We start from the raw sequence: 12,007 nt of genomic DNA, 5'->3' as shown, positions 1-12,007 counted from the left end.
CAGCCGGACGAAGGCGACGCGCCGTCTGTCCGGGTTTGTTAGGACAGTAACCTAACAAACCCGATCGCGTCGGACAAGCCTGGAGACCACACAGAGATAACGTTTCGGACTCGACGCGCCGTCGCGTCACACGGTCGCACTAAGTGTCCGAATGACACTAAGATCGGCGAGGGATGTTAAGGTGGCCATGACTCGAAGTCCGGACATCCGGGTCGCCGTTTCGACGGCGATCCTCACGCTGCGCCGTACAGAGACGGGCGAGGCCGTGCTCGCCCTTCCGCTCGTGCGACGCACGCGCGAACCCTTCGCGCACCAGTGGGCGCTGCCCGGCGGCTGGCTCACGGCATCCGAATCCCCCGTCGACGCGGCGGCGCGCACGCTCGCCGAGACCACCGGCCTCGCCCCCAGCTACCTCGAGCAGCTGTACGCGTTCGGCGCGGTCGATCGCTCCCCCACCCGCGTCGTGTCGATCGTCTACTGGGCTCTCCTGCGTCAGGACGACGTGCGCGCCCAGAGCGCCGCGCACCGGTCCTCCGGCCGCGCCCCCGAGAACGTCGAGTGGTTCGACGTGCGCACACTGCCCGCTCTCGCGTTCGATCACGCCGCCATCATCGAGTACGCGCTGTGGAGGCTGCGCAACAAGGTCGGCTACAGCCGCGTCGCGCACGGATTCCTCGCCGCCGAGTTCACCCTGTCGGATCTGCGCGAGGCCTACGAGGCCATCCTCGGCAGACAGCTCGACCCCGCCAACTTCCGTCGTCAGGTCGAGGCGACGGGCAACCTCCTCCCCACCGACCGCTTCCGCACCGGCAGCCACAGACCCGCACGCCTCTACCGCTACAACACCGATGTCGAGCTCGCCGATCGCGGCCCGCTCGGCCCCGAAGAAACGAGCATCCGATGACCCTTCGACAAGCTCAGGGACCGCGCTTGGACCTGACGTTCCGTACCGACCCGTCCGTCGACCACGCGATCCAGGCCATCGTCAGCGGCGCGTCGACCGACGCCACCTGCACCACCGACCTCGCCGTGGGTCCGTGGAACTTCGACACCCGGCCCGGCTACGGCCCCGGGTCGTCGATGGGCGACGTCATCCCCACCGGCGCCCCGCGTCAGGGCGAGCTGCCGGCCGAGTACCGGGAGGCGAGCGAGGACGAGCTCGATCGACGCATCCGAGCCGCGAAAGAGACGCTCGGCGACAGGGTCGTGGTCCTCGGGCACTTCTACCAGCGCGACGAGGTCGTGCGGTACGCCGACGACGTGGGTGACTCGTTCCAGCTCGCGGGTGCCGCCGCCGAGCGTCCCGACGCCGAGGCGATCGTCTTCTGCGGCGTGCACTTCATGGCCGAGACGGCCGACCTGCTCTCGCAGCCCGATCAGGCCGTGATCCTGCCGAACCTCGCCGCCGGCTGCTCGATGGCCGACATGGCCGACATCGACCAGGTGGAGGAGTGCTGGGAGCAGCTCACCGAGGTTCTGGGCGACCTCGACGCCGTCGACTCCGACGGACGGGTGCCGGTGATCCCGGTCACCTACATGAACTCCTCCGCGGCGATCAAGGGATTCGTCGGGCGGCACGGCGGGATCGTCTGCACCTCGTCGAACGCGCGGACGGTGCTGGAGTGGGCTTTCGAGCGCGGTCGTCGCGTGCTGTTCTTCCCCGACCAGCACCTCGGACGCAACACCGCGAAGGCGATGGGAGTGCCGCTGGAGCAGATGCCGATGTGGAACCCGCGGCGAGCGCTCGGCGGGTCCTCCGCCGCCGAGCTCGTCGACGCGCGCGTCATCCTGTGGCACGGGTTCTGCTCGGTGCACCGCCGCTTCACAGTGGCGCAGATCGACCAGGCCCGCGCCGAACATCCCGACGTGCGCGTGATCGTGCACCCGGAGTGCCCCATGGACGTGGTCGACGCCGCCGACGAGGCGGGATCGACCGACTACATCCGTCGCGCGATCGACGCGGCCACGGAACCTGCGACCTTCGCCGTCGGCACCGAGATCAACCTGGTCCGCCGCCTCGCCGCGCAGTACCCGCAGCACGAGATCTTCTGCCTCGATCCGGTCGTGTGCCCCTGCTCGACCATGTACCGCATCCACCCCGGCTACCTGGCGTGGGTGCTCGAAGAGCTGGTGGCGGGGCGCACGCCCAACCGGATCACGGTGGCCGACGACGTCGCCAAGCCCGCGCGACTCGCTCTGGAGCGGATGCTGGCGGCGAAGCCGCCGGTCGCCGTGGGCGCATGACGAGCGTCGTGGTCGTCGGGGCCGGCATCGCCGGGCTCACCGCGGCGCTGCACGCCCACGAGGCCGGGCACGCGGTGACGCTCGTGACCAAGGGACGGCTCGGCGACGGGTGCACCGGCCTCGCGCAGGGCGGGGTCGCCGGGGTCTACGGCCCGGGCGACTCACCGGAGCAGCATGCCCACGACACCCTGGCGGCCGGCGCCGGACTCTCGGATGCCGAGGCGGTGCGCGTTCTGGTCGCCGAGGCGGCGGAGCGCATCGCGGAGCTCATCGCGCGCGGGGTCGCCTTCGATCGCGACGCCGACGGACGTCTGCTGCTCGGCCGTGAGGCGGCACACGGTCACGCACGCATCGTGCACGCCGGCGGCGATGCGACGGGAGCGGCCATCGCTCGGGCGCTCACGGCCTGCGTGCGCTCCTCCTCCCTGCGAGTGATCGAGCATGCCTTCCTGACCGACGTCGTCGTGAGCGGGGGCGCGGTGCGGGGCGTGCGCCTGCTCAACGCCGCGCCGGCGATCCGGGAGGCCGTGGCATCCGAGCTGCGCGCCGACGCGGTGATCCTGGCGACCGGGGGTGCGGGACACCTCTACGCGCACACGACGAACCCGGTCGGCGCCACCGGAGACGGCATCGCGGCCGCGCTGCGCGCCGGTGCCGCGATCGCCGACCTCGAGTTCGTGCAGTTCCACCCGACGATCCTGGCCGCGGGCGCGCCGTTCCTCATCTCCGAGGCCGTGCGAGGCGAAGGGGCGACGCTGATCGACCCGGCGGGTCGACGATTCGCCTTCGACAGCCACCCCGACGGCGAGCTGGCGCCCCGCGACGTCGTCGCGCGCGCCATCGCCCGCCAGTCCGCGGCGCAGGGCGCGCCGATGCGCCTCGACGCGACCTCGCTGGGGGCCGCTTCCCTGGCCGCACGGTTCCCGACGATCGATCGGACGACACGGGAACGCGGATTCGACTGGTCACGCGAGCCGCTTCCGGTGACGCCCGCCGCGCACTACCTGATGGGCGGCGTCGTCACCGACCTGCACGGCCGCACCACCGTTCCCGGGCTGTTCGCGGTCGGCGAGGCCGCGCGCACCGGAGTGCACGGCGCCAATCGACTGGCCTCGAACTCCCTGCTCGAGGGCGCCGTCTTCGGCGCCAGAGCGGCAGCGGCACTGAGCGAGCCCTGGTCCGCCCCGTCCCCCGTCCGTGCGCACCACTCCGGCGGCCCGGCGCCGGCATCCCTCGAACACGGCGACCTGAGCGAGAGGCTGCCGTTCACGCGCGCCGCGCTGCAGCGGCTGATGTGGGACCACGTCGGGCTGCTGCGCACGGAGGACGGGCTCCGTCACGCGCTCGACACCGCGCGATCGTGGTCCGCGAGCGCGCCTGAGCCTCGCACCATCGCCGAGCACGAAGACGCGAATCTGCTGCTGCTCGCCGAGGCCACGGCCTCCGCCGCCCTCGCGCGGACCGGATCGGTCGGCGCCCACTACCGGCTCTCGGATGCCGAGAGCCGAACCTCCGCACCGATCCTGGAGACCGTCTGATGCTTTCGCCCGCCACCCTCGCCCGCGTCGTCGGAGCCGCTCTCGAGGAGGACGCCCCCTGGGGCGATCTCACCAGCACCACTCTGCTTCCGCCCGATGCGAGGGCCACGGCCGACCTCGTGGCACGCGAGCCCGGAGTGTTCAGCGGCGGTGAGGTGTTCGCCGCCGCCTTCCGCCTCACCGACGACGCGCTCAGGGTCGATGTGCACGTCGGCGACGGCGACGAGTTCGGAGCCGGCGACGTGCTCGCCTCGGTGTCGGGCTCGGCACGCAGCATCCTCACGGCCGAGCGCGTCGCGCTGAACTTCACGCAGCGCATGAGCGGAATCGCGACCCTCGCCGCCGCCTACGTGCGGGCGGTCGCGGGAACGCAGGCGCGCATCGCCGACACCCGCAAGACCACGCCGGGTCTGCGGGCGTTCGAGCGGCATGCGGTCGCGTCGGGCGGAGGCCGCAACCACCGGTACTCGCTGTCGGATGCGGTGATGGCGAAGGACAACCACCTCGCCGTGCTGAAGCGGTCCGGAGCCGACCTCGCCACCGCTCTGCGCGAGGCGCTCTCGCGTCTGCCGCACACGACCCACGTGATCGTCGAGGTCGACCGGCTCGACCAGATCGGCGACGTGCTCGAGGGCGGAGCGCACACCGTGCTGCTCGACAACTTCACCCTCGACGATCTGCGCCGCGCGGTCGCCCTGATCGACGGGCGGGCGACGGTCGAAGCGTCGGGAGGAGTCACCCTCGAGACCGTGCGCGACATCGCGGCGACGGGCGTCGACGTCATCTCGGTCGGAGCCCTGACGCACTCGGCCCGTGCGCTCGACCTCGGCCTCGACCTGCGGATCGATTGAGCGGATGCTGTACCTCGATCACGCCGCGACGTCTCCGATCCGCCCCGAGGTGCTCGAGGCGATGCGGCCGTACCTCACCGGGGTCTTCGGGAACCCCTCGAGTCACCACACCGCGGGTGAGGCGGCCGCGAGCGCGCTCGACGACGCTCGCGCGCGGGTCGCCGCGGTACTCGGCATGCGCCGCGGCGACGTGATCTTCACCTCCGGCGGCACCGAGGCGAACAACCTCGCCGTGAAGGGGATCGTTCTCGCGGCACTCGGCTCCGGTCGGAGTCACCTCGTCGTGTCGCCGGTCGAGCACGAGTCGATCCTCGAATCCGCCGCCTATCTGCGCCGCTTCCACGGGGTGGCGGTGACCTCGGTTCCCGTCGACGGGGCAGGACGGATCACCACCGCAGCCCTCGCTGACGCGCTGCGCGACGACACCGCGCTCGTCTCGCTCGGGCACGCGAACAACGAGATCGGCACGATCCAGGATGCTGCCGCTCTCGCGGGCGTCGCCCACGGTTCCGGTGCGCTCCTGCATCTCGACGCCGTGCAGTCGGCGGGCTGGCTGCCCGTGCACGGCCTCGACGCCGACGCCGTGTCGATCGCCGGGCACAAGCTCGGGGCGCCGAAGGGCATCGGGGCTCTCGCCGTGCGGGGGCGGGTGCCCCTCGAGCCCCTCCTCCACGGCGGCGGGCAGGAGCGGGGCCGTCGCTCCGGCACCGAGAACGTGGTGGGAGCGGTCGCGCTCGCGACGGCGCTCGAACTGGCCGAGGGCGAGCGCGACGCCGTCTCCTCCGCCGTCGCGGCAGCGACGGCGAGATTCATCGGCGGCGTGCGGAATGCGGTCCCGCAGGCACGGCTCACCGGCGACCCCGTGCAGCGGCTCCCCGGCACCGCGAGCTTCACCTTCGCGGGCACGAGCGGCGAGTCGGTGCTGCTGGAGCTGGAGCGACGCGGGGTCATCTCGTCGAGCGGATCGGCCTGCGCTGCGGGCAGCGACGAGCCCTCGCACGTGCTCGTCGCCTGCGGCATCCCGCCCGAGGTCGCGCAGACGTCGGTGCGCTTCACGTTCGGTCGCACCGCGCTCACCGGAGAGGCGCCGGAGCACCTGGCCGCCCTCGTCGCCGAGTCGGTGCTCGCGGTGGCGGGGTGACCGGCGGCTCTAGACTCTGCTGGTGACCGCCTCCGCTCCGATCGTGACGATGATCGTCCCGGGACGCGACATCGCGGCGTTCGCGCCTTCCGCCCTCGACTCGCTGCGTGCCCAGACCGAGCCGCGGTGGCGAGCCGTCCTCATCGACGACGGCTCCACCGATGCGACCGGCGCGCTCTTCGCCGCCGCCTCCGACGCCGATCCACGGTTCCGTGTGGTGCGCCACGAGGCGTCGCGGGGACTCGGAGCCGCGCGCAATGTCGGACTCGACCTCGTCGACACCCGGTTCGTCGGCTTCCTCGACGGCGACGACGAGCTGACCCCCGACGCACTCGACCGCCTGACCCGCACGCTCGACGCGTCGGGAAGCGACTTCGTGGCGGGCGCCTACGTGCGCCTCCGCCCGACCGGCGACGCCTACTCCCCCGGCCGCGTGCAGCCCTGGGTCGCGGCGGCGACCGATCCCGCACGGTTGGCCACGACGCTCGCGCAGCATCCGCGAGCGGTGTCGAACATCGTGGCCTGGTCGAAGGTGAGCCGCACCGACTTCTGGCAGGATCTGCGCTTCCCGGAAGGGGTCGCGTACGAGGATCAGGTCGTCGCGCAGCAGATGTACACCCGCGCTCGTGCGTTCGACGTGATCCCCGACGTGGTGGTGCGGTGGCGGGTGCGCCCCGACGGCACGTCGATCACGCAGGGCAAGGATCAGCTTCCCGTGCTGCGCGACTATCTCGCCGCCCTGCGCGGCGGCATCCGGGTGCTGCAGGATGCCGGACACCCCGCCGCCGTGACCGCGCGACTCGACCTGATCCTCGCGATGGACCTGCCCTCCCTGCTCGAGATCGCCGCGGTCCACGACGACCCCGCCTACGCGGCGGAGGTCGAGGCGTTCATCGACGACCTGCGCGCTCTGCCGGAGTTCCCGACCGCGTCGCCGGACGCGGCCATCGCGGCCGCCCTCTCCTGGTGATCTGCCCGCGACCCTGGTGACCTGCCCGCGACCGGTGCCGAACGGTCGGCGCCTCATGTCTCCGGAGGGTAGACCCGCTCGTCGACGCGCGGCTGGGCGAGCATCGGGACTCCGGCGGTGAGTGCGGCGACGGCATCCTCCCCCGCCGAATCCTCGGGAGCACGATCGGCACGCCTGTTCGCCAGCGCTGCGGCGATGCCCCCCGTGACCGCCTCCTCGACGGCGGTCTCGGTCGCCAGCACACGAGACGCCGCGACCTGCTGCGCGGCCAGCTCGGCGTACAGGCCGTCGCGCGCGAGCAGTTCGGCGTGCGTGCCCGACTCGACGATGCGCCCGGCCTCGACCACGTGGATGACGTCGGCGCCGATGACGGTGGACAGCCGGTGCGCGATCGAGAGCGTCGTGCGTCCCTTCGCGGCCTCGTCGATCGCCTCCTGGACCACGCGCTCCGAGACGGTGTCGAGGGCCGACGTCGCCTCGTCGAGCAGGAGCACGGGCGGATCCTTCAGCAGGACCCGGGCGATCGCGATGCGCTGCTTCTCCCCACCGGAGAGCCGGTAGCCGCGCTCGCCCACGACCGTGTCGTATCCGTCTTCGAAGCCGGCGATGATGTGGTGGATGTTCGCTGACGTGCACGCCGCGATCATCTCCGCCTCGGTCGCGCCCGGTTTGGCGTACAGCAGGTTCTCGCGGATCGTGGCGTGGAAGAGATAGGTCTCCTGCGACACGATGCCGACGTGGTCGATGATCGAGTCCTGTGACAAAGAGCGCACGTCGGCGCCCGCGAACAGCACCCTTCCGCCCTTCGCCTCGTACAGCCGAGGAGCGAGGTACAGGATCGTGGTCTTGCCCGCCCCGGATGGGCCGACGAAGGCCACGTGCCGGCCCGGATCGGCGACGAACGAGACGCCGTCGAGCGTCGGTCGCGCGTCGGGCGCGGCATCCGGGTAGCGGAAGACGACGTCGTCGAACTCGATCCGGCCGCGGGGCCCGGGCGCGTCGTCGACGTCGATCGCGTCGGAGGCGTCCTGGATCTCCGGCACCAGATCGAGGTACTCGAAGATGCGCGCGAACAAGGCGGACGACGTCTGCAGGTCGAGCGATACCCGCATCAGGCCCATCAGCGGCATCAGCAGCCGCGCCTGCACGGTCGTGAACGCCACGACCGTTCCCGCGGTGATCGCTCCGGTGCCGCCGGCGATGAGATAGCCCGAGACGAGGTAGATGACGGCCGGCACGCTCGCCATGAGCACCTGCACCACGGCGAAGAACCCCTGGCCGCTCATGGCCCGGCGCACCTGAAGGGTGACCTGGTTGCGATTCTCGGCCTGATACCGCTCCGACTCGGTGCGCTGGCGGTTGAACGCCTTCGACAGCAGCATCCCCGAGACGCTCAGCGTCTCCTGCGTGATCGAGGTGAGCTCCGACAGCGACTCCTGGGTCTCTCCCGCGATCCGCGCCCGCACCTGGCCCACACGGCGCTGGACGACGACGAGGAACGGCATCATCACGACCGCGATCAGCGTCAGCCGCCAGTCGATGAGGATCATCGCGACGAGCGACGCGATGACGGTGACCACATTGCCCAGGATGCTGGTCACCGTGTTCGTGAGCACGCCGGAGACGCCGCCGACGTCGTTCTGCAGCCGGGACTGGATGACCCCGGTCTTCGTGCGGGTGAAGAAGCCGAGCTCCATCGCCTGCAGGTGCTCGAACAGACGCACCCGGAGGTCGCCGGTCACGCTGTTGCCCACGGTGGCGGTCAGCCAGGTCTGCGCGACCCCGAGTGCGGCGGAGAGGAGGAAGAGAGCCACCATCGCCCCCACGAGCCAGGCCAGCAGCGACAGGTGCGGGCCGCCGCCCTCGACCGGGAACAGGGCGTCGTCGAAGATGCGCTGCACGATCAGCGGCGGGACGACCGCGATGCCGGCGCCCAGCACGACGAGGATGCCGGTGACGGCGATGCGCCAGCGATACGGCCGGAAGAGCGTGATGACCCGCGCGCCGAGCCCGCTGATGCGCGGCGCCTCGGCGTTCTGCCTCCGCTGCGCGTCTTCGTCGACGCCGCGGAACCCTCCTCGGTGCCCGCCGCCCATGCCGCCCATGCTCATCTCGCCAGCGTACCCAGCTGCACCGACACCGGGTCTCGTCGGGTCGCCCCGAGCGGCGCGATGCGACCCCTCCGCGGGGGGTGGACGCGGAAACCGAAGAATTCTCGGGCATCCGGAATGGAATGTCCCCACCTGTGGTTACGCTGAATGGTCCCCGCGCATCTGCGCTTCCCCCTCGTCCCGCGCCCAGGAGGCCGTATGTCCGCCGTCGACACGGGTTCGATCCCGACCACTGCTTCCGCCGTCCGGTCGGGAACGATCTCGCCCGCCGACATGCGGGTGATCTGGCTTCTGCTCGTCGCCGCCTTCGTCGCCATCCTCAACGAGACGACGATGGGCATCGCCATCCCGCATCTCAACGCCGATCTGGGCATCCCGCCCGAGCTCGGTCAGTGGCTGACCAGCGCCTTCATGCTCACGATGGCGGTGGTGATCCCCACGACCGGCTTCATCCTGCAGCGCTTCACCACCCGGCAGGTGTTCATCGCTGCGATGGTCTCGTTCTCGCTCGGCACGCTGATCGCACTGATCGCGCCCGGTTTCGCCGTGCTGCTGGCCGGCCGCGTGATCCAGGCAGCCGGCACGGGCATCATGATGCCCCTCCTGATGACCACCATCATGAACGTCGTGCCGCCGCAGTCGCGCGGCCGCATGATGGGCCGGGTGGGCCTGGTCATCTCCCTCGCTCCGGCGATCGGCCCGACGGTGGCCGGCGCCGTGCTCGACGCCCTCAGCTGGCGCGCGCTGTTCGCCATCATCCTCCCGATCGCCCTGATCGCCCTCGGCATGGGCGCGAAGTGGATGACCAACCTCGGCGAGACGCGCATCGTCCCGCTCGACGTGCTCTCGATCCCGCTCGCCGCGCTCGGCTTCGGCGGCATCGTGTTCGGACTCAGCCAGTTCGGCGGCGAGGGCGGCTCGGGTGAGACGGCCGGCATCATCTCGCTGGTCGTCGGTGCCGTGTCGCTCGGGCTGTTCGTGTGGCGCCAGCTGGTGCTGCAGCGGGTCGACGACTCGCTGCTCGACCTTCGTGTCTTCCGCTCGCGCACCTTCACGCTCTCCGTGATCATCATGACGATCCTCGCGCTGTCGATGTTCGGCACGCTCACGCTGCTCCCGCAGTACCTGCAGAACGTGGCCGGCCTCAGCGCGCTCGAGTCGGGACTCATCCTGCTCCCGGGTTCGGTGCTGATGGGTCTGCTCGGGCCGGTGATGGGTCGCGTGTTCGACGCGCACGGCACGCGTCCGCTCCTGATCCCCGGAACGATGCTGGTCTCGGCCGCGCTGTTCTTCTACTCCACCGTCGGCGAGCACACCGTCTGGTGGGTGCTCATCCTGGTCCAGGCGGCGATGTCGGTCGGACTCGCGATGTCGTTCACGCCGCTCTTCTCGGCGTCGCTCGGCTCGCTGCAGCGGTCGCTCTACTCCCACGGCTCCGCCGTGCTGAACACCCTGCAGCAGGTCGGTGGGGCGGCGGGCGTGGCTCTGCTCACCGTCACGTACTCCGCGATCCTGCACGCCGGGGAGGGCGAAGGGCTCTCCCGCGCGGTCGCCGGGGCGCCGGGCGCGCGGATGGCGTTCCTGATCGCGGCGATCATCTCGCTCGCGGCTGTGGCGCTCAGCCCGTTCGTGCGCAAGCCCGCCGACGATGCCGGCGACGGATTCCACGGCGGCCACTGACGGCCAGGCGGCGTCTGCGCGCTACCGCGTCTTCGGAGCGGGGATGTGACAGACGCCGCCGCTGCAGGAGCCCGCGGCGTCGCCGTCGAGCAGGTTCAGCGCGGCGGACAGCGGAACCGGCACAAGGGGCGCGTCCTGCTCCGACGCATCCTGTTGCTTCTCGGTCATCCCTCGATCGTACGCCTGCTCAGGCGGGTCGGCGCCGAACACCCTTCCCGCCGCCGACGATGCGGCGTATCGTCCGCTTATGATCATCGCTCCGCCCCCGCCCGACGCCGACGAGCGCGTCGCCGAGATGTACGCGGCCGATCGCGACGACGGCGGTGTCGTCTTCGCGCACACGCAGGCGATGGCGGTGAATCCCGAGGCTCATGCCGCCTTCGAGCGCGTGCTGGGTGCCGTGCTCCCGTCGATCGGCGTCCGGGTCTACGAGGCCGCGACACTGGGCGCCGCCCGCGAGATCGGGTCGACGCACTGCCTCCTCGCCCACGGGCGCAAGGCGCTGCGCGCCGGAGTGGTCGACGAAGCGGGACTCATGGCATTCGCCGCCGGTGACGACAGCGCCTTCACCGCGTCCGAGCGGACTGTGATCGATTTCGCCGCGCGGCTGTCGTCCGATCCGGCATCCATGACGGACGCCGACAGCCGACGGCTTCGCGACGCAGGCTTCTCCGATCGGCAGATCGTCGACATCGCTCTCGCGGCCGCGGCGCGCAATCTGCTCAGCCGCGCGCTGCTGGCGCTGGCCGTTCCCGTCGAAGAGGCACCGGGGCTCGATCCGGCGGTCGCATCGGCGCTCCGCCGGGCGGCCTCGGGCACGAGGCACGAGCGACCAGCCGATCGATAGGCGCCCGGTCGTACGGTTGAGCCATGCTCACTCGTCTCATCGCCCGCGTCTTCTGGGCGTGCAGCCGCTGGACCCTGGCGAGCACCCCCGCCCCGACGCGCCCCACCGTTCTCGTCGGCGCCCCGCACACCTCGAACTGGGACTTCGTCCTGATGCTGGCCATCGCCTGGCGGCTGGGCATCGACGTGCACTGGCTGGGCAAGAAGAGCCTCTTCCGCGGATGGCGTGGGCCGATCATGCGGCGTCTCGGCGGCATCCCGGTCGATCGCGCCGACCCCGCACGCGTGGTGGGCGATGTCGTCGGTCAGGTGCGGGCGGGCTCGGTCTTCGGTCTCGTCGTGACCCCCGACGGCACGCGGGGCGGCAACACGCACTGGAAGTCCGGCTTCTACCGCATCGCCCGGGAGACGGGGATGCCGGTGACCCTCGGCTTCGTCGATCGCACCACGATGACGACGGGCCTCGGCCCGACGTTCGACCTGACGGGCGACGTCGCCGCCGACATGGACCGGATCCGCGCCTTCTACGCCGACAAGGCGGGCGTGCGGCCCGAGCGGCGGAGCGAGCCCCGGCTGCGCGAGGAGAACTCGAGCGCGGCATCCGGCGCCCCCTGATCGCGGAGGGC

The 12,007-nt window shown here is 71.3% G+C and carries 11 protein-coding genes; 9 read left to right on the top strand and 2 right to left on the bottom strand.

Annotated features, from left to right (window positions below):
- The first annotated feature begins 187 nt into the window (after positions 1–187).
- From AB3M90_RS03080 to AB3M90_RS03055, 6 genes are read left to right on the top strand one after another with little or no spacing between them, the layout of a single operon-like run.
- Positions 188–904 (top strand): NUDIX hydrolase, encoded by a 717-nt coding sequence (locus tag AB3M90_RS03080; protein WP_412949857.1) that lies wholly within the window; start codon positions 188–190, stop codon positions 902–904.
- The gene (gene nadA / locus AB3M90_RS03075) at positions 901–2,244 is read left to right on the top strand and encodes a quinolinate synthase NadA (protein WP_412949856.1); all 1,344 of its coding nucleotides are present in this window, start codon (positions 901–903) and stop codon (positions 2,242–2,244) included. The genes AB3M90_RS03080 and nadA overlap by 4 nt, the downstream gene beginning before the upstream one ends.
- Positions 2,241–3,782, top strand: a complete 1,542-nt coding sequence (gene nadB / locus AB3M90_RS03070; RefSeq protein WP_412949855.1) for an L-aspartate oxidase — start codon at positions 2,241–2,243, stop codon at positions 3,780–3,782. The genes nadA and nadB overlap by 4 nt, the downstream gene beginning before the upstream one ends.
- A complete protein-coding gene (nadC, locus tag AB3M90_RS03065) occupies positions 3,782–4,633 on the top strand; it encodes a carboxylating nicotinate-nucleotide diphosphorylase (RefSeq protein WP_412949854.1) in 852 nt (283 codons plus the stop codon). Before nadB ends, nadC begins: the two co-directional genes overlap by 1 nt.
- Before the next feature lie 4 nt (positions 4,634–4,637).
- Positions 4,638–5,774, top strand: a complete 1,137-nt coding sequence (locus AB3M90_RS03060; RefSeq protein ID WP_412949853.1) for a cysteine desulfurase family protein — start codon at positions 4,638–4,640, stop codon at positions 5,772–5,774.
- A gap of 22 nt (positions 5,775–5,796) precedes the next feature.
- Positions 5,797–6,744, top strand: coding sequence for a glycosyltransferase family 2 protein (locus AB3M90_RS03055; RefSeq protein WP_412949852.1), 948 nt, complete (start codon positions 5,797–5,799; stop codon positions 6,742–6,744).
- Between the two features lie 53 nt (positions 6,745–6,797).
- On the opposite strand, the gene AB3M90_RS03050 is transcribed toward AB3M90_RS03055, so the two are convergent.
- A complete protein-coding gene (locus AB3M90_RS03050) occupies positions 6,798–8,849 on the bottom strand; it encodes an ABC transporter ATP-binding protein (protein WP_412951198.1) in 2,052 nt (683 codons plus the stop codon).
- 204 nt (positions 8,850–9,053) lie between these two features.
- On the opposite strand from AB3M90_RS03050, the gene AB3M90_RS03045 reads away from it, so the two are divergent.
- Positions 9,054–10,535, top strand: coding sequence for an MDR family MFS transporter (locus tag AB3M90_RS03045; protein WP_412949851.1), 1,482 nt, complete (start codon positions 9,054–9,056; stop codon positions 10,533–10,535).
- A 21-nt stretch (positions 10,536–10,556) separates the two neighbouring features.
- On the opposite strand, the gene AB3M90_RS03040 is transcribed toward AB3M90_RS03045, so the two are convergent.
- Positions 10,557–10,703 carry a hypothetical protein gene (locus tag AB3M90_RS03040; RefSeq protein WP_412949850.1) on the bottom strand — a complete coding sequence of 49 codons (147 nt, stop codon included), beginning with the start codon at positions 10,701–10,703 and terminating at the stop codon, positions 10,557–10,559.
- Positions 10,704–10,782: 79 nt separating this feature from the next.
- Here AB3M90_RS03040 and AB3M90_RS03035 point away from each other — a divergent pair, with 79 nt between their 5' ends.
- Together AB3M90_RS03035 and AB3M90_RS03030 are read left to right on the top strand one after the other, a co-directional pair.
- The gene (locus AB3M90_RS03035) at positions 10,783–11,382 is read left to right on the top strand and encodes a carboxymuconolactone decarboxylase family protein (RefSeq protein ID WP_412949848.1); all 600 of its coding nucleotides are present in this window, start codon (positions 10,783–10,785) and stop codon (positions 11,380–11,382) included.
- 23 nt (positions 11,383–11,405) lie between these two features.
- The gene (locus AB3M90_RS03030; protein WP_412949847.1) at positions 11,406–11,996 is read left to right on the top strand and encodes a 1-acyl-sn-glycerol-3-phosphate acyltransferase; all 591 of its coding nucleotides are present in this window, start codon (positions 11,406–11,408) and stop codon (positions 11,994–11,996) included.
- Positions 11,997–12,007: the final 11 nt, after the last annotated feature.

This window comes from Microbacterium martis (genome assembly GCF_047246685.1).
Classification (GTDB): domain Bacteria; phylum Actinomycetota; class Actinomycetes; order Actinomycetales; family Microbacteriaceae; genus Microbacterium.
This window is presented reverse-complemented; position numbering and strand designations above follow the sequence as displayed.

Coding starts and splice junctions, on each gene's coding strand:
- AB3M90_RS03080 (WP_412949857.1), top strand. CDS start 188: ATGACTCGAAGTCCGGACATCCGGGTCGCCGTTTCGACGGCGATCCTC.
- nadC (WP_412949854.1), top strand. CDS start 3,782: ATGCTTTCGCCCGCCACCCTCGCCCGCGTCGTCGGAGCCGCTCTCGAG.
- AB3M90_RS03030 (WP_412949847.1), top strand. CDS start 11,406: ATGCTCACTCGTCTCATCGCCCGCGTCTTCTGGGCGTGCAGCCGCTGG.
- AB3M90_RS03045 (WP_412949851.1), top strand. CDS start 9,054: ATGTCCGCCGTCGACACGGGTTCGATCCCGACCACTGCTTCCGCCGTC.
- nadB (WP_412949855.1), top strand. CDS start 2,241: ATGACGAGCGTCGTGGTCGTCGGGGCCGGCATCGCCGGGCTCACCGCG.
- AB3M90_RS03040 (WP_412949850.1), bottom strand. CDS start 10,703: ATGACCGAGAAGCAACAGGATGCGTCGGAGCAGGACGCGCCCCTTGTG.
- nadA (WP_412949856.1), top strand. CDS start 901: ATGACCCTTCGACAAGCTCAGGGACCGCGCTTGGACCTGACGTTCCGT.
- AB3M90_RS03060 (WP_412949853.1), top strand. CDS start 4,638: ATGCTGTACCTCGATCACGCCGCGACGTCTCCGATCCGCCCCGAGGTG.
- AB3M90_RS03035 (WP_412949848.1), top strand. CDS start 10,783: ATGATCATCGCTCCGCCCCCGCCCGACGCCGACGAGCGCGTCGCCGAG.
- AB3M90_RS03050 (WP_412951198.1), bottom strand. CDS start 8,849: ATGGGCGGCATGGGCGGCGGGCACCGAGGAGGGTTCCGCGGCGTCGAC.